The following is a 15,862-nucleotide window of genomic DNA, read 5'->3' as shown; positions in this document are numbered from 1 at the left end:
CACTGTCAAGAAGGGACACTCGATGATTCGAAATGAAAAACGGCAAAGGTGCCGGAGCATCATCCGGCCACTGGCCATCGCTGCAGCCGCGGTCCTGGCCCTCTCAGCCTGCGGCACGCCGTCCGCTGCACCTCCCGGACAGACTGGAACGGGAGGTGCCGCCAACGGCGCGGCGGGAGGCACGAAGGTGGTTGTCGGCGTCGGAGGCCAGACTCTCCTGACATACCTTCCGACCACCCTCGCGCAGGAGCTTGGTTACTACCAGGAGGAGGGCGTGAACGTCGAGCTCCAGGACCTGCAGGGCGGATCGAAGGCATTGACTGCCATGATCGGCGGCAGCACCCAGGTGACCAGCGGGTACTACGAGCACACCATCCAGATGCAGGCCAAAAACCAGAAGGTCAAGGCCTTCGTGGACATGGGCAGGTCCTCCGGGCTGGCGTTGCTGGTGGCCCCGAAGAACGAGGGCAAGATCAAGACTATTGCCGACCTCAAGGGCAAGAACGTTGGCGTCACGGCACCCGGCTCCTCCACGGACATGTTCATCAAGTTCCTGCTTGCCAAGAACGGCATGCAGCAGACGGACGCCTCCGTGTCCGCCATCGGCGCCGGATCCTCGGCCGTTGCGGCCATGGAGCAGGGTCAGGTGGACGCGGCGGTGATGCTCGAACCCGACGTCTCCGTGCTCACCAAGCGGATAGGACACGATCCCGTGTTGCTGGAAGACGTCCGGACCACCGAAGGGCTTAAGGAAGTGTTCGACGCGGACGCCTGGCCGTCAGCGAGCCTCTATGCCAAGGCTGACTGGCTGGACCAGAACAAGGAGACGGCCGGCAAACTCGCCAAGGCAATCAAGCGCACCCTTGAATTCATCGATGGACATTCGGGCGAAGAGATCGCTGCGAAAATGCCCGAAAAATTCGCAGGCGGCGACAAGGCCCTGTACGCGAAGGTGATTGAGGAGCTCAAGAAAACTCTCAGCAAGGACGGCGCCTTCACCGAGGATGGCGTGGAGGCTGTACTGAAGACCCAGCGCGTGGCCAACCCTGAGGTTGGCGACAAGGACATTCAGCTCGCAGACACCTACACGAACGAGTTTGTGAAGTAGGCCAGACAACAAGGGGCCGGTCATCCATAACGGATGACCGGCCCCTGTTTTTTGAAATCCCCCTCAGCGCCCGGCTGGAAGGCGTCATGCTTCCGGTTCGTCCCGCCGTCGAAAGTGGCCCGGCCATTCCGACCTGCGGATACGGCCGAGTTCCTCAACCGGACCGAGGTGCCCCCATTCATCCCGCCCGAGCCGCGCCAGCGGTTCGAGAAGGTCGATCCGGGGGTGGCTGCCCTCAAGAACGTCCGTGGAAACGGCGGCATGGGTGACCTCCCCGAAGACCAGGACGCAGTCTCCCATCTCCAGGGTCGAATGCAGCCTGCACTCCAGCGCCACAGGGGACTCCGCCACCCGCGGGACATCCACGGTGAGGCTCTGTTCGCGGGTCAAGCCTGCGGCGTCGAACTCACTGACATCAGGCGGGAAGTTGGTGCCCGTCGCATTGACCTCGGCCGTGAGGTCAGCCGGTGCAAGGTTCACCACGAACTCCCGGCGTTCAAGGATGTTTCGCAACGAGTCCTTCCTCCCCACCGACGTGAACTGGACGATCGGCGGCGTCACGGACGCAACGGTGAAGAAAGAGTGGGGGGCGAGGTTGTCCACACCGTCGGCTGAGGTGCTGGACACCCACGCGATGGGGCGGGGAACAACCACGGCCGTCAAGAGTCGGTAGAAGTCCCCGCCGGGCAACTCATCCGGATTAAAATCCTTGCGCATGGTCACAGCCTAACGGCGCAGGTCCCGTGCGCATTTCCCAAATACCTTCCTCAACCAGGACTACCGCGCCGACCAGCCGCCGTCCATGGTGTAGCTGGCGCCGGTAACCATGCCGGCGTCATTCGAGGCGAGCCAGGCGACCAGCGAGGCGACTTCCTCCGGCTCCACCAGGCGCTTGATGGCGGACTCGGTGAGCATGATCTTCGCCAGCACCTCGGATTCGGGGATGCCGTGGACCTTGGCCTGGTCAGCGATCTGCGACTCCACCAGGGGCGTGCGCACGTAGCCGGGGTTGATGCAGTTGGACGTGACCCCGTGAGCCCCGCCCTCCAGCGCCGTCACCTTGCTCAGCCCTTCCAGGCCGTGCTTGGCGGACACGTAGGCGCTCTTGAACGGGGAGGCCCGGATCCCGTGCACCGACGAGAGGTTGATGATCCGGCCGAAGTTGTTCGCATACATGTGTGGCAGCGCCGCCCGGATCAGCAGGAAGGGCGCCTCCAGCATGAGGGTGATAAGCCGGCGGAAATCGGCCGGCTCGAAGTCCTCAATAGGGCTGATGCGCTGGATTCCGGCGTTGTTGACCAGGATGTCGCAGTCCAGGCTGGCGGTTGCCAGGGCATCCACATCCAGCAGGTCCACTGCCCAGACGGTACCGCCCACTTCATCGGCAAGCGATGCTGCGGCGGCCTCGTCGACGTCCGCGATCACCACTTTGGCGCCCCGTGCGGCGAGGGCCCGCACACTGGCTGCGCCGATCCCGCCGGCTCCTCCGGTGACCAGAGCCTTGCGGCCGTTCAGCGTGTTTTCCATAACCAGCCTTCCTGTTCAAATGATTCTGTTCAAATGATTCAACGGGCCGGCCGGCTCCAGCAGGGCTGGAGCCGGCCACAATCCAGTAGCTCAGCGTGTGGCTGCTACCGCCAGGCCTTCTCGCTCGGCGTCGGCCCGATCAACTTCCTCGAGGGCAATGCCTTTGGTTTCCTTGAGGCTCAACACTGCCACTGTGGTGACGGCACACGCCACCACCAGGTGAATGGCCGTGGGGACCCATGATCCGGTGTCCTTGAGCCACTGCGTCGCCAGGAGCGGCGCCAGCGAACCGGCGAAGATCGAGGTGACCTGCGAGCCCAGCGATACACCTGCGTAGCGCATCCTGGTGGGGAAGAGCTCCGCCATGAGGGCCGGCTGGCCCGCGTACATGAACGCGTGCAGGCACAGGCCGATGGTCACTGCCAGGACGATGACCACGGCGTTCTTGGTATCGAACATGGGGAAGGCGAAGAACGGCCAGGTGGCACCGGTGATGGCGCCGACCAGGTACACGGGCTTCCGGCCCCAGCTGTCCACGAGCCGTCCCACCTGCGGGATGACCAGGAAGTGGATGACGTGGGCGATCAGCAGCGCCAGCAGGAGCGAGGACGTGTCGTACTTATGGACGCTCTTGAGGTAAACGATCGCGAAGCTGACCACGAGGTAATACATGATGTTTTCCGCGAACCGGAGGCCCATGGCCTGCAGGATGCCCTTGGGGTACTTGCGGATGACCTCGCCGACGCCGTAGCTAACGGCCTGCTCCTGCTCCAGCTGTGCTTTCGCTTCCAGGAAGATCGGCGACTCGGAGACGTTGGTGCGGATGTAGTAGCCCACGAATACGATCACCGCAGAGAGCCAGAATGCCACGCGCCAGCCCCAGCTGAGGAAGTCAGCGCTGCTGAGGACGTTGGACATGATGAACAGGACCAGGGTGGCCAGCAGGTTGCCTACGGGAACAGCGGACTGGGGCCAGCTGGACCAGAATCCGCGGGACTCGTTGGGGCTGTGCTCGGCGACGAGCAGCACGGCGCCGCCCCATTCGCCGCCCAGTGCGAAGCCTTGGATGAAGCGCAGGAACACCAGAAGTGCCGGGGCGAGGTAGCCGATCTCGGCGAAGCCGGGGAGGCAGCCCATCAGGAACGTCGACACACCGATGATCACGATGGTGAGCTGAAGGGTGGGCTTGCGGCCCAGCTTGTCCCCGATCTGGCCGAAGACGATGCCGCCGAGCGGGCGGGCCACGAAGCCGACCGCGTAGGTGATGAAGGCCTGGATGATGCCGTCCAGCTCATTGCCGGTGGCCGGGAAGAAGTACTTTCCGAACACCAGGGTTGCTGCAGTGGCGTAGAGGAAGAATTCGTACCATTCAACTACGGTGCCAACCATGGAGGCTGCGACGATTTTCTTGAGGCCGGCGCCCTTTGGGGCGGGAGCGGCCGGTGTTGCAGAGCGTTGTTCTACGCTCATGTTGGTTCTCCTTAGTGTCCACGGTGACACGCGCTGTGATCCACAGCACTGAATGGGCTCAGATGAGTATTGCCGCAGAAACTCCGCGGTTCAATGGCCAAACCGGCACTCCTTGTGTGCAGAATTGCAGATATGGAAGCTAATCCCGACGACCTCCTCGTCCTGTTGGCCGTCTCGCGGTCAGCCAAATTCACGACGGCGGCGCAGGCCCTGGGCTTGAACCACACCACCGTCTCGCGCCGGATAGCGGCCTTGGAGAAAACGCTGGGCGGCCGCGTCCTCTCCCGGGCCGCCGGCGCCTGGGAACTCACGGAGCTCGGCGCCGAGGCCGTGCTGGTGGCCGAGCAGGTGGAACAAGCCGTGCGCAGCCTGGGCAAGCCCGGCCAGGCGCCGGACCCCATCACGGGAGTTGTCCGCATGACGGCCACGGACGGCTTCAGCGCCTACATCGCTGCGCCGGCGGTGGCGAAGCTGCGGCGCAAGCATCCCGGACTCAGCGTGGAGATCGTGACCGTCACCCGCCGGGCCCTGCAGCAGCGCTCCGGGCTGGACATCGAGGTGGTGGTGGGCGAGCCCCAGGTGCACCGCGCCGAGGCCTTCAAACTGGGCGAATACGTGCTGGGCATGTACGCGTCGCGGGCCTACCTGGCCGAAAACGGGACACCGGCGACGGTGGAGGAACTGACAGAACATCCGCTGGTGTATTTCGTGGACTCCATGCTTCAGGTGGACGACCTCGACGCCCCGCGCAGGCTTGTCCCGGCCATGAAGGACGGCCTGAGCTCCACCAACGTGTTCGTCCATGTGGAAGCGACCCGCGCCGGTGCGGGAATCGGCTTCCTGCCCTGCTTCATGGGCGACCTGCACCAGGACCTGGTCCGGCTGCTTCCGGACGCCTTCTCCGAACGGCTCCCCTACTGGATGGTCCTGCGGCCCGACTCCATGCGTCGTCCGGCCGTTGCGGCGCTGGTGCAGGCGTTGCGCGACCAGACAGTGGAGCACCGGGAGCACCTGCTGGGGAGGAACTGAGGGCTATGTTCAGGGCATCCGGCACGGCGTAGTGTCAGAAGTAGGGGATGTCGGAGAGCCTTCGCTGGTGTGAACGCGTCGAATCTGTGTATATCCACCATCGTGGCTGCGGGCGCTCAAGAGTCCGCGGCTCCCGCCCGGCCCCAAGGGTCAGGCATGCGAAGGATCGAGGCCGTCATGGCTCCCGGCACCGGCGACGCCCCGACCCCCGAGCAACTCCAGGATCTCTTGCTTGAAAGCCCCGGATTCACGGAGTTCCTCCTGGGCCTGACCACCATCTCCGCCTCCCGCCTTGGCGGCTGCAATCCGATGCTGTGCGCCATTACGGTGGAGCGCGACGGCAGCCCGGCAACCGTGGCCAGCAGCGACAACGAGGCGTTGAGGATGGACGAGAAGCAGTACGCCTACGACGACGGCCCTTGCCTGACAGCCCTCCGGCAACAGCACACGGTATTGGTCCCGGACCTGGGAAATGACCGCCGGTGGGAGCACTACGCCCAGGCCGTTTCGGGAGAGGGCATTCGTTCCGTCCTGGCGGTCCCCATCCGCACCGACCCCGGCGCCGCTGCTGCCCTGAACTGCTATGCCCGGAGCACCGACGCTTTCGACGCTGCCACCATTTCCTCCGTCGAGGAGCACACGGATTCCATTTCCCGGATCCTCCGCCTGGCACTCCGTGTCCATCCGGCGGAGATCTACCCGGAGCGCCTCCGGTCAGCCCTCAAATCACGGGCCGTCATCGACGCCGCCGTTTCGCTGATCATGGTCCAGAACCGCAGCAGCAGGGACCAGGCGATGGAGTTGCTACACCTGGCGGCGCGGGCCAGCGACGGCAAACTTCACACCATCGCCGCGGACATCCTCTCCGGCGCCGGACTTTCCGGCGGAGGCATAACTCCCGGCGGGGACATCCGGCCGGAATGAAGGAAGCCTCCGCGCGAGTCAGGGGACTCAAGCGCGGAGGCTTCCTGCCCTCCGGTCTTGGGGGAAAGCGGAGAGCTTCCACAAACTTACAACGCCCGCAGGGCCCAAAAGCAAAAAATGGCTCCGAAAGCCGATTCTTGAGGCAACTTTGCGCTTGCCGCGACCTTATGTTGCAGCCGCCTTGTGCCTTTGTTGCGGGAACGGGGCCGGATGTCCTAATGCAGGAGCCGGCTGCTAGTCCGGTGCGCCGGGCGCCTCCGGTACCGGTACCGGGGCCGGGGCCGGATCGTGGCGGACGGCTGCGCCGGCGGCAAAAGCACGCACCTTGGCGTCATCCCAGATGTGGGCCGGTACGCCGCCACCCAGGAGCCTGCGGGCCAGCCGGGGGTCGTCGTCGAACGGCTGGTCGCTGCCGGCCATCACCATGTTGCCGTACCGGCGGCCCTTGAGCATGGCGGGATCGGCGATGATCAGGGTGTGCTCGAAGACTGCTGCGATGCTGGCGGCGTCCTCGCGGGCGTTCTTCAGGTCCGGAGCGTCCCCGGAATTCACCACGTAGATGCCGCCCGGGGCCAGCACCCGCCTGGCATGACCGTTGAACTCGGCAGTGGTCAGCGGCCGTGGAGTGAGCGCACCGGCAAACACATCGCGGATGATCACGTCGCGGGTCTGGGGCGTGAGCGACTCGGTGACTTCACGCGCTTCGCCCACACGCAGCCGCAGCAGCGGGGCCTTGGGCAGGTCGAACCAGCCGCGGACGTACTCCGCCAGCTTGCCGTCCAACTCCACGACCACCTGGCGGGCTTCCGGGTACGCGGCGTGGAAGTAGCGCGCCAGCGAGCACGCACCTCCGCCCAGGTGAAGTGCCCGCAGCTTGGGCCTGCCCTCCCGGGGCCACCGGGATTCGACCAGCGCGGCCATCCACCGCATGTATTCAAAGTCAAGGAAGAGCGGATCCGCCAAGTCGATGTGCGAGCTCATGACGCCGTTGATGCGCAGCAACCAGCCGTTCGAATTGTCCTGGTCCGCGATCAGCTCGCAGTCCCCGGTGTCGATGTAGTACACGCCCTCAACCGGACCGTCAGGGCGGGTTCCCTTGGGCACCTCCACGACTCCCGGCGTCGAACGTTCAGCGTTCCTGCCGGCAGACCGGCCCTTACGTGCCATCTAGCCGGCCACCGCATTGCTCATGCCCCAACCCTAGTTGACCGGCAGGGGGGTCCCCGCAACCAAAAACTTCCGCCGAGGCCGGAAAACCCGATCCAAAAACTAATACACCAAGGGTGCTTACTATTTGATAGTAATCATGCTTACTATTTAGTAGCCAGTTATTGCTGGTTCTTGATCAGCAGCCGACCTTCTTGGAAAGAGAGCGCGAAGATGACAGAGAACCGATGGCCACAGGACGGTAGCTACGGCACCCCTGGGGTCGCAGAGCAAACGGCCGTCCCGGCGATGCCGGAAACCGACGCCGCCTATGACACCGCCTACCCGGCACCGCAAGGCACGCCGTCGAGGACGGAGACGGCCAAACAGGAGGCCGGGGACGTTGCCCACCAGGCAACCGACTCCGCCCAGCACGTGGCTGAAACCGCCAAGGCTGAGGCCGCCAACGTCGCCGGAGAGGTCAAGGCCAACGCCAAGGACCTGCTCTACCAGGCAAAGACGGACCTGACAGACCAGGCCGGCGCCCAGCAGCAGAAGGTGGCCCAGGGCCTCCATTCGATTTCCGGCGAACTCCGCACCATGGCGGACGCCTCCGATCAGCCCGGTGTGGCCACCGACCTGATCCGCCAGGCTGCGGACCGGTCCGCGTCTGTGGCGTCGTGGTTGGAAGGCCGGGACCCCGGATCACTGCTCGACGAGGTGAAGACGTTCGCACGGCAGCGCCCGGGAACGTTCCTGATGCTCGCGGCCGGAGCGGGAATCCTTGCAGGCCGGCTGACACGCAGCCTCACTGCCGGGGCACCGGACTCGACGGGCGCCTCGCTCAGCGGCGGCACCGCACGTGCTCCGATCTCCAGCGTGCCCGGCTACGTTCCCGACACCGGGACAGCGGTTCCGCCGCCGCCGGTGCAGATGCCGGCCCCCGACGCCAACACTGCCGGGCTGTCCGTCGCCGGAGCAGGCACCGGCGCGTATGCAGGCACCAGCGCGTATTCCGACGCGCGGACCGGCGCCGACAGCTATTCCGAGGACACGTACCCGCCCAGCCCCCTGGCGGATGAGGGAACCCCGCGGGACCAGTGGGCTTCGGATCCGCTGGCCAAGGATCCGCTGGCAACCGACCCCCTCGCGGACGATCCGTACCGTGACGACCCCCTGCGCGGAGGGCAGCGATGAGCAGTCAATATCCGGAAACCACTCCTTCGGCGGCGCACGCCAAAGCGGATAACAACTCCCTCGGCGACCTGCTCGGCGACGTGACCCGTGACATCTCCACGCTGATGCGCCAGGAGGTGGAACTGGCCAAGGCCGAACTGAAGCAGTCGGCGTCCCGGGCCGGCAAAGGCGGCGGAATGCTGGCCGGGGCCGGAGTGGCTGGCCACTTCGTGCTCCTGTTCCTCTCCTTGGCCCTCTGGTGGGCTTTGGGAACAATCATGGGACTCGGCTGGTCCGCCGTCGTCGTCGCTGTTATCTGGGGCATCGTCGCCGCTGTCCTGACAGCCGTTGGCCGCAAGCAGCTCAACGCGATCAAGGGCATGCCGCAGACAGCGGAGACGCTCCAGGAAATACCTCCCACCCTTAAACCCAGCCACTAAGACACAGGCACAAAGAGAGCTCGAGGTACACACGATGAGTGAAAACCCGGACGCCATCCGCGCCGATATCGAAGCAACCCGCGCGCGGCTCGGCACCAATGTCGACGCCGTGGCGGACAAAGTTACCCCGTCGAACATCGTCCACCGCCAGACGGACAAGGTTAAGGACGCCGTGTTCGGAGTGAAGGAGAAGGTCATGGGAACAGCTGAGCATGCCACTGACCGTGTGCATTCCGGCACCGGCGGTGCGGGATCCCATCTGTCGGACGCCGGCGCGGCCATCGGGGACACGCCACGTCAAGTGCGTACCAAGACGCAGGGCAACCCGCTCGCGGCAGGGCTGATCGCATTCGGCGCCGGGATGCTGGTTTCGTCCCTGATCCCGGCGAGTGAGAAGGAGCGCGAGGCTGCCGACGCCCTCAAGACAAAAGCCGAGCCGCTCACCACGGAGCTGACCGAAGCCGCCAAGGACGTCGCGCAGGGCCTGAAGGCCCCGGCGCAGGACGCCATGGAGAACGTCAAGGCAACCGCTATGGAAGCGACTGACCACGTCAAGGCTGAAGGCCAGGGCGCAGTGGACGACGTGAAGTACCGCGCCGCAGACGCCAAGGACAATGTCCAACAGGTGTAGTCCGATCCGGAAGACGGCCGGTTGCCCTCGCTGACGCGCTGGGCAGCCGGCCGCTGCGCTTAACCACGAAAGAAGATTCCCATGGCCAAGAACCCTGCCACCGAGAACGGCACCGCAGCCCGCCCCGACGCCGAAACGCAGGAGAGCAGCACTGCCAAAGCCCGGACTGCGCCTGCACCGGATGACTCCCGCAAACCGGACAGCCCCGCCGACGTCAGCAAGCCCTCGTGGAAGTACATCGCTAAGAAGACCTTCCGGGAGTTCACCAAGGACCAGTGCCCGGACCTCGCCGCCGCCCTGACCTACTATTCGGTCCTCTCAATTTTCCCGGCGTTGTTGGCCCTCGTGTCCCTCCTCGGCATTTTCGGCAACGCCCAGAAAACTACGTCCGCGCTTCTCGACATCGTGCAGGGCATAGCCCCGGGCGAGACAGTAAACACGATCCGCCCTGTGATTGAAGACCTGGCAGGCTCCTCGGCGGCCGGCTTCACCCTGCTCCTTGGACTCCTCACCGCCCTCTGGTCCGCGTCGGGCTACGTAGGCGCCTTCGGCCGCGCCATGAACCGGGTGTACGAGGTCGATGAGGGCAGGCCGTTCCTCAAGCTCCGGGGCACCATGCTCGGCGTCACCGTCGTCAATCTGCTGATCGTCGTCGTGCTGGCCGCGATGCTCGTGCTAAGCGGTCCGGTGGCAGAGTCCGTCGGGAACGTCATCGGCCTGGGCGACGCGTTCCTGGCCGTCTGGAACATCGCCAAATGGCCCGTGATGCTGGTGCTGGTCATTGTGGCGATCGCCGTCCTGTTCTACGCCACCCCCAACGTGAAGCAGCCGAAATTCCGCTGGATGAGCATGGGATCGGCCATCGCCCTCGTGGTCTTCCTGCTGGCGTCCCTGGCATTCGGCTTCTACGTGGCCAACTACAACAGCTACAACAAGACCTACGGCGCCATCGGCGGCGTGATCATCGCGCTGCTGTGGCTGTGGATCCTGAACATGTCCCTGCTGTTCGGCGCCGAGTTCGACGCCGAGATGGAGCGGGGCCGCCAGCTCCAAGCCGGCATCGAGGCCGAGGAAACCATCCAGCTGCCGCCCCGGGACACCAAGCAAAGCGACAAGCTGCAGGTCCGGGAAGAAGAGGATATCCGGCGGGGACGCGACCTTCGCGAACGTCACGACCGCGAGCGGCGGGACCGCGAACAGGACCAAAGCCCCTAGCGCAAACGGCATGCCCGGTCTCTACTGGGTGGACATTGCGACCAGGCGGACATTGCCCCGCCACCGTCTATGAGGGGAGGTTCCATGCCGGCTCCAGCACGGAACCCGGACGGACCGGTCGCGGTGGGCTATGACGGATCCGAACCGTCACAGCTGGCCGTCCGGTGGGCCGCCGGGCACGCCGCCGCCACGAACCGGACATTGAAGGTGGTCCACGCGTGGGTCTGGCCCGTCTTCACCAAGAATCTGGGTCCGGTCAAAGGCGTTGAAGGCAGCGGGCTGAGGCATGCTGCCGAGGCCACCCTCCAGGAAGGCCTGGACCTGGCCCGCTCGGTTGCGGCCGGGCTGAACGCCACGCTGGACATTTCCGGCGTCATTGAGCCCGGGCTTCCCGCCCAGGTCCTCCGCGCTGCGGCGGAACGCGCGGGCGTGCTCGCCGTGGGCCACCGCGGCATGGGCCGCTTCCTGGGCCAGCTGGTGGGTTCCGCCTGCCTCGACTTGGCCGTCCACTCCCCCTGTCCCCTCATGGTGGTCCGCTACCCGGGCCGTCCCGGACAGCCGATAGCGGCCGGAATAGACGAAAAACCCCGGCACACGAAAGTGGTGGCGGAGGCGGCGCGCATGGCGGCCGACTTGAACGTTCCGCTGCAGCTGATCCACGTGGCCGGGGACCAGCACCAGGCACAACACGGGCGGCATGCACCGCTCCACGGCAAGGAACTGCTGGACCAGGCCGTGGAACTGGCCGGGAGCCTTGCCCCGGACATCCCCCTGGAGGGCATCCTGCTGGAGAGCCACCCCGTAGCAAAGGAACTGCTGGCCGCCGCGGCGCAGGCCGACGTCCTCGTGCTGGGTGCGCATCACCGCGAAGGACATCCGGGGAGTACTGTTTCCTCGGCGTTGGAGCGCGCACTGTGCAACGTGCTGATCACGCGGTGACAGCCGTGGCGGAATAACCGGACAGGAAGTGTGCCGTGCGTGCTTGGTGGGTTGGCAAACCGGGTCCCGTGGCAGGGCATCCCCTGGTGTTCGGCGACCGCCCCGATCCAAGCCCCGGGCCTGGCGAGGTCCTGCTGTCTGTTCGGGTGTGCGGAGTGTGCCGCACCGACCTCCACCTTGCCGAAGGCGATCTCGCGCCGCGCAGGACCGGCGTCATTCCCGGCCATGAAGTGGTGGGCGAAGTCGTGGAGCTTGGCGAACGCGCCACCAGGTTCCGGATCGGGGAACGCGTGGGTGTGGCCTGGCTGGGCGGCACCTGCGGACACTGCCGTTTCTGCCTCCGCTCCCAGGAGAACCTGTGCCTGTCCCCCACCTTCACGGGCTGGGACCGCGACGGCGGCTACGCGGACCGGGTGACGGTCAATGAGGACTACGCCTACAGGATTCCGGAGGTTTTCCCGGACGAGCAGGCCGCACCCCTGCTGTGCGCGGGCATCATCGGCTACCGGGCCCTGGCCCGCGCCCAGGTTCCGGAGGGCGGCCGCCTCGGCATCTACGGTTTCGGCGGCTCCGCCCATCTGGCCGCGCAGGTGGCCATGCACCGCGGAGCCAGCGTGTACGTGATGACCCGCTCGGAGGAAGCCCGGCGCCTCGCCTTGGAGCTCGGAGCCGCTTTCGCCGGTGACGCCGACGACGAACCTCCCGTGCCGCTCGATTCGGCCATCCTTTTCGCACCGGTGGGCTGGCTGGTGCCGCAGGCGCTGCGCGCCCTGGACCGCGGAGGCACGCTGGCGGTGGCGGGAATCCACCTGAGCGATATCCCGCCGCTGCATTACGGATCGGAACTGTTCCAGGAGCGGCAGCTGCGCAGCGTCACGGCAAATACCAGGGCCGACGGCGAGGAATTCCTTCGCGTCGCCGCGGAAATACCGCTTCGCCCCACCACCGTCCCCTATCGGATGGAGGATGCCGGCCGTGCGCTGCAGGACCTCGCGGCGGACCGCATTACCGGAGCCGCCGTACTGCACATGGATTAGGCGCAGCAGGTGCCCGGTCCCAGGATTACGTACCCGGGATCAGGCTCCGAGCCGGAATTCGTGATACCGCCCGGCGTGCAGCAGGACGTGCTGGGTTCCCACCCGGACCAGCACGGGGGAAGCGTCCCCCGGGTCCGCGGAAACCAGCAGGCGGCCCTTCTCCAGGTGCACCGCCAGCAGCTGGTCCCGGTAGCGCACATTGAATGTGACCCTGCCGAGCTCCGTGGGCAGGCGGGGAGAGAAATCAAGCGCGTCCCTCGTAATGCGCAGGCCGGCGAAGCTGCGCTGGATCACGTCGATGGAACCGGCCATGGCACCCAGGTGGATGCCCGCCCGGGTGGTGCCGCCCTGGGTGTCGTCCAGGTCCGCGTCGAGGGCTTCGCGGAACGTGTCCCACGCCCTTTCCGGATCAAGCTGAGCCAGTACGGAGGCGTGCGCCACCCTGCTCAACGTGGACCCGTGCGCCGTCCGGGCAAGGTAGAAGTCCACGGTCCTGGCGATCTGCTCCGCCGTCACGGTGTACCCGAGACGGCCCAGGAAGGTGGTGAGCTGGTCTTCGCCGAGGACGTAGAGCAGCATCAGGGCGTCCGCCTGCTTGGCCAGCCGGTAGTGGTTGGTGCTGCTGCCCTCGGCTTCGAGGATGAGGTCCAGCCGCTGGACGTTCCGGTACGTGCGGCGGTAGTGCTCCCAGTCCAGCTCCTTGAGATTCTCGTACCCGGCGAACTGGCTGATGATGCCGTCGGCAAGGAAGGGAACGAACACCCTTCGGCCGAGCCGCGCCCAGCCGTCAATTTCCTCGTCCGTGACCCTTAGCCGTTGCCGGAAGTCGTCCATGTCGAAACCCCGTACGGAACTCATGATCCACACGGCCTGGTCGCATACCCAGGCCGCCATGACGTTGGTGTAGGCGTTGTCGTCCAGGCCGCCGCCGGGGTTGTCCGGGTAGCCCGTGTGGTACTCGTCCGGACCCACCACAGCCCGGATATGGAACCTGTCCTCGGCGGGATCGTACTCCGCCATCGAAGCGAACAAGCGGGCAACCTCCACGATGATCTCCGCGCCGTGGTGGGTCAGCCAGGCGCGGTCCTGGGTCGCTTCGAAATACTGCCAGGCGTTGAAGGCGACCGTCAGGCCCGAGTGGCGCTGCAGGTGGGAGTAGTCCGGCACCCAACGGCCGGAACGGGAGTTGAACAGGAGCCTGGGCGTCTCCTCCCTGCCGTCGCTTCCGCTCTGCCACGGAATCAGGGCGCCCGCGAACCCGGCCGCCCTGGCAGCATCCCGCGCCGTGCCCAGCCGCCGCCACCGGTAGTCAAGGAGTGCCCGCGTCACGGCCGGAAGCCGGGATGTCAGGAGCGGCAGGACAAACAGTTCGTCCCAGAAGATGTGGCCCCGGTAGCCCTCACCGTGCAGGCCCCGGGCCGGAACTCCGGCGTCCAGCTCCGCCGTGTGCGCCGAAATGGTCTGGAGCAGGTGGAAGACATGCAGGTTCAGGATCAGCTGCGACTCGGTGGAATCGTCCACCTCGATGATGAAGGGCGTGAGCAGTCCCCGCCATGCCGCCTCGTGGCCGGCCAGCAGCACCTCGAAGCCTCCCCCGGAGCGGTTGAGGACATCAACGGCCGCTGTCCGGGGCGAAGAAATGGCGTGGTCGCGGGAGGTCGCCACGGCCACGGTCTTGGTGAGAGTTGCCCGCTCGCCGTCCCGCAGCTCCACGTCAAAGCGGTGAACGAACAGTCCGTCCAGCTCCTCGGGCCTGGCCGGATGCAGGCTGGCGGGGACGTCCGTTCGGATAGCCACCGCTACGCCGATCCTGCTCTGGGTGGTGCGGACCAGGACAACCTGGGTGGCGGACCCTGGCCCGTCATCGGCCCCGGAGACCGTCACATCTGCCAGGTGCCGGTTGGACAGGAGCGCTTCCACCGCCACGTTCGAGTTGGTGATGTCTGTGTCGCAGCCGCTTCGGATGCCCACCCGGCCGCCCCAGCCGACGGCTGTCACCGTCATTTCGAGCGCTGCGAGATGCGGTTCCGCCATGGAGACCAGCCGGCGCTGGACCACGTTAAGCTGCCGCCCGGCGTCGTCCTCCAGAACAGCTTCCCGCGTCAGCAGCGCGCGCTTCAGGTCCAGGGTGCGCCGCTCGCTGCGGAGCCGCAGTCCACCCTCGGACCACCACTTTCCGCCCTCCACGCACAGGTCCAGCGGCAGCCAGTCCGGCATGTTCACCATGTGCTCGTCCTCGGTCTCCTGCCCCTGGATCACGCTGGTGAGCCGGTTGTAGACGCCGGCCAGGTAGGTTCCCGGGTAGTGCACATCGTCCTTGCGGTGTTCGGGGGCCGCCCCCCGCGTTGCCATGTAGCCGTTGCCCAGGGTGGTCAGGGCCTCCCGGTGGCCTTCGTGTGCGGGGTCGAATCCCTCATAGACCAGCTGCCAGGGGTCCGCGATGACCAGGCCGAGATCCAGTTCACTGACGTCTTCAAGCACGACGTCGGCGCCCGCGGCTTCCAGCTCAGCACGGTGTCCTGCCCGGTCGATCCCCACCACCAGCCCGAAACCGCCGCGGCGGCCCGCCGCCACGCCGGCCACGGCATCCTCGATGACCACGGCCCGTTCCGGCGCCACGCCCAGTTCGCTGATGGCGTGGAGGAACAGCGCCGGGTCCGGCTTGCCGGCCAGTCCCAGCTGCGCCGCAGTATTCCCGTCGACAACGACGTCGAAACCGTCTTCAAGGCCGGCGGATGCCAGCACCGCGCGGGCATTCCGGCTGGCAGTAGCGAGCGCCACCGGGACCTTCCCGGCCTTGAGGCGTTCGAGCAGCGCCAGCGTTCCGGGGAAAACGGGGACGGCCCGGAGCCTCAGCAGCCTTTCGAAAATCCCGTTCTTGCGCGCCCCCAGCCCCACCGCCGTCCACTCCGCCGGGCCATCCCCCGGGCCGCCGGCCGGCAGATCCACCCCGCGCGAGTGCAGGAACCCCGCCGCTCCGTCCTCCCGGGTGCGGCCGTCCACATAACGCAGGTAGTCGGCGTCCGTGAAGGGACCGCGCCGGGCGGTTGGCGGAATCCGCGGGTCCTGGAGGACGTCGTCGAACAATTCCTTCCACGCCGCCGAGTGGAGGTCCGCGGTGTCCGTGACCACACCGTCAAGGTCAAAAACCACGGCGTCAACCGGGGCCAGCGCGGCTGCGGCGGTTGGCGACTCAGTCATGGCTCAGTCCTACCAGCAT

Annotated in this window: 14 protein-coding genes; 9 read left to right on the top strand and 5 right to left on the bottom strand. The window is 66.3% G+C overall.

From position 1 onward, the window contains the following. The first annotated feature begins 22 nt into the window (after positions 1–22). The gene (locus tag ACSQ12_RS02005; RefSeq protein ID WP_436064123.1) at positions 23–1,108 is read left to right on the top strand and encodes an ABC transporter substrate-binding protein; all 1,086 of its coding nucleotides are present in this window, start codon (positions 23–25) and stop codon (positions 1,106–1,108) included. Between the two features lie 84 nt (positions 1,109–1,192). Here ACSQ12_RS02005 and ACSQ12_RS02000 read toward each other — a convergent pair whose 3' ends face one another. The 3 genes from ACSQ12_RS02000 to ACSQ12_RS01990 all read right to left on the bottom strand — a co-directional run bounded on the left by ACSQ12_RS02000 (position 1,193) and on the right by ACSQ12_RS01990 (position 4,105). After that, positions 1,193–1,825, bottom strand: coding sequence for a flavin reductase family protein (locus tag ACSQ12_RS02000; protein ID WP_436064122.1), 633 nt, complete (start codon positions 1,823–1,825; stop codon positions 1,193–1,195). A 60-nt stretch (positions 1,826–1,885) separates the two neighbouring features. After that, positions 1,886–2,635 carry a 3-hydroxybutyrate dehydrogenase gene (locus ACSQ12_RS01995; protein ID WP_209747863.1) on the bottom strand — a complete coding sequence of 250 codons (750 nt, stop codon included), beginning with the start codon at positions 2,633–2,635 and terminating at the stop codon, positions 1,886–1,888. A gap of 90 nt (positions 2,636–2,725) precedes the next feature. Beyond that, positions 2,726–4,105 carry an MFS transporter gene (locus ACSQ12_RS01990; protein WP_436064121.1) on the bottom strand — a complete coding sequence of 460 codons (1,380 nt, stop codon included), beginning with the start codon at positions 4,103–4,105 and terminating at the stop codon, positions 2,726–2,728. 132 nt (positions 4,106–4,237) lie between these two features. On the opposite strand from ACSQ12_RS01990, the gene ACSQ12_RS01985 reads away from it, so the two are divergent. Both ACSQ12_RS01985 and ACSQ12_RS01980 read left to right on the top strand, forming a co-directional pair. Beyond that, a complete protein-coding gene (locus ACSQ12_RS01985; RefSeq protein WP_209747866.1) occupies positions 4,238–5,134 on the top strand; it encodes a LysR family transcriptional regulator in 897 nt (298 codons plus the stop codon). A gap of 156 nt (positions 5,135–5,290) precedes the next feature. Next, positions 5,291–6,058, top strand: coding sequence for a GAF and ANTAR domain-containing protein (locus tag ACSQ12_RS01980; protein WP_436064120.1), 768 nt, complete (start codon positions 5,291–5,293; stop codon positions 6,056–6,058). A gap of 234 nt (positions 6,059–6,292) precedes the next feature. Here the strand turns inward: ACSQ12_RS01980 and ACSQ12_RS01975 are convergent, their stop codons facing one another. Continuing rightward, positions 6,293–7,225 carry a spermidine synthase gene (locus ACSQ12_RS01975; RefSeq protein ID WP_436064119.1) on the bottom strand — a complete coding sequence of 311 codons (933 nt, stop codon included), beginning with the start codon at positions 7,223–7,225 and terminating at the stop codon, positions 6,293–6,295. 213 nt (positions 7,226–7,438) lie between these two features. Between ACSQ12_RS01975 and ACSQ12_RS01970 the strand changes: the two genes are divergently transcribed. The 6 genes from ACSQ12_RS01970 (at position 7,439) to ACSQ12_RS01945 (ending at position 12,642) form a co-directional block, all read left to right on the top strand. After that, the gene (locus ACSQ12_RS01970) at positions 7,439–8,401 is read left to right on the top strand and encodes a hypothetical protein (RefSeq protein WP_436064118.1); all 963 of its coding nucleotides are present in this window, start codon (positions 7,439–7,441) and stop codon (positions 8,399–8,401) included. Then, complete coding sequence (locus tag ACSQ12_RS01965) at positions 8,398–8,820, top strand: phage holin family protein (RefSeq protein WP_436064117.1); 423 nt, start codon at positions 8,398–8,400, stop codon at positions 8,818–8,820. Before ACSQ12_RS01970 ends, ACSQ12_RS01965 begins: the two co-directional genes overlap by 4 nt. A gap of 34 nt (positions 8,821–8,854) precedes the next feature. Then, complete coding sequence (locus ACSQ12_RS01960) at positions 8,855–9,451, top strand: DUF3618 domain-containing protein (protein ID WP_436064116.1); 597 nt, start codon at positions 8,855–8,857, stop codon at positions 9,449–9,451. An 81-nt stretch (positions 9,452–9,532) separates the two neighbouring features. After that, positions 9,533–10,666 (top strand): YihY/virulence factor BrkB family protein, encoded by a 1,134-nt coding sequence (locus tag ACSQ12_RS01955; protein ID WP_436064115.1) that lies wholly within the window; start codon positions 9,533–9,535, stop codon positions 10,664–10,666. Positions 10,667–10,750: 84 nt separating this feature from the next. Then, the gene (locus tag ACSQ12_RS01950) at positions 10,751–11,605 is read left to right on the top strand and encodes a universal stress protein (protein ID WP_436064114.1); all 855 of its coding nucleotides are present in this window, start codon (positions 10,751–10,753) and stop codon (positions 11,603–11,605) included. 35 nt (positions 11,606–11,640) lie between these two features. Next, positions 11,641–12,642, top strand: a complete 1,002-nt coding sequence (locus ACSQ12_RS01945) for a zinc-dependent alcohol dehydrogenase family protein (RefSeq protein ID WP_436064113.1) — start codon at positions 11,641–11,643, stop codon at positions 12,640–12,642. A gap of 39 nt (positions 12,643–12,681) precedes the next feature. Here the strand turns inward: ACSQ12_RS01945 and ACSQ12_RS01940 are convergent, their stop codons facing one another. Beyond that, positions 12,682–15,843 (bottom strand): beta-phosphoglucomutase family hydrolase, encoded by a 3,162-nt coding sequence (locus ACSQ12_RS01940; protein ID WP_436064112.1) that lies wholly within the window; start codon positions 15,841–15,843, stop codon positions 12,682–12,684. Positions 15,844–15,862 lie beyond the last annotated feature (19 nt).

The organism is Arthrobacter sp. LjRoot14 (assembly GCF_964253905.1).
Classification (GTDB): domain Bacteria; phylum Actinomycetota; class Actinomycetes; order Actinomycetales; family Micrococcaceae; genus Arthrobacter.
This window is presented reverse-complemented; position numbering and strand designations above follow the sequence as displayed.

Coding starts and splice junctions, on each gene's coding strand:
- ACSQ12_RS02005 (WP_436064123.1), top strand. CDS start 23: ATGATTCGAAATGAAAAACGGCAAAGGTGCCGGAGCATCATCCGGCCA.
- ACSQ12_RS02000 (WP_436064122.1), bottom strand. CDS start 1,825: ATGCGCAAGGATTTTAATCCGGATGAGTTGCCCGGCGGGGACTTCTAC.
- ACSQ12_RS01995 (WP_209747863.1), bottom strand. CDS start 2,635: ATGGAAAACACGCTGAACGGCCGCAAGGCTCTGGTCACCGGAGGAGCC.
- ACSQ12_RS01990 (WP_436064121.1), bottom strand. CDS start 4,105: ATGAGCGTAGAACAACGCTCTGCAACACCGGCCGCTCCCGCCCCAAAG.
- ACSQ12_RS01985 (WP_209747866.1), top strand. CDS start 4,238: ATGGAAGCTAATCCCGACGACCTCCTCGTCCTGTTGGCCGTCTCGCGG.
- ACSQ12_RS01980 (WP_436064120.1), top strand. CDS start 5,291: ATGCGAAGGATCGAGGCCGTCATGGCTCCCGGCACCGGCGACGCCCCG.
- ACSQ12_RS01975 (WP_436064119.1), bottom strand. CDS start 7,225: ATGGCACGTAAGGGCCGGTCTGCCGGCAGGAACGCTGAACGTTCGACG.
- ACSQ12_RS01970 (WP_436064118.1), top strand. CDS start 7,439: ATGACAGAGAACCGATGGCCACAGGACGGTAGCTACGGCACCCCTGGG.
- ACSQ12_RS01965 (WP_436064117.1), top strand. CDS start 8,398: ATGAGCAGTCAATATCCGGAAACCACTCCTTCGGCGGCGCACGCCAAA.
- ACSQ12_RS01960 (WP_436064116.1), top strand. CDS start 8,855: ATGAGTGAAAACCCGGACGCCATCCGCGCCGATATCGAAGCAACCCGC.
- ACSQ12_RS01955 (WP_436064115.1), top strand. CDS start 9,533: ATGGCCAAGAACCCTGCCACCGAGAACGGCACCGCAGCCCGCCCCGAC.
- ACSQ12_RS01950 (WP_436064114.1), top strand. CDS start 10,751: ATGCCGGCTCCAGCACGGAACCCGGACGGACCGGTCGCGGTGGGCTAT.
- ACSQ12_RS01940 (WP_436064112.1), bottom strand. CDS start 15,843: ATGACTGAGTCGCCAACCGCCGCAGCCGCGCTGGCCCCGGTTGACGCC.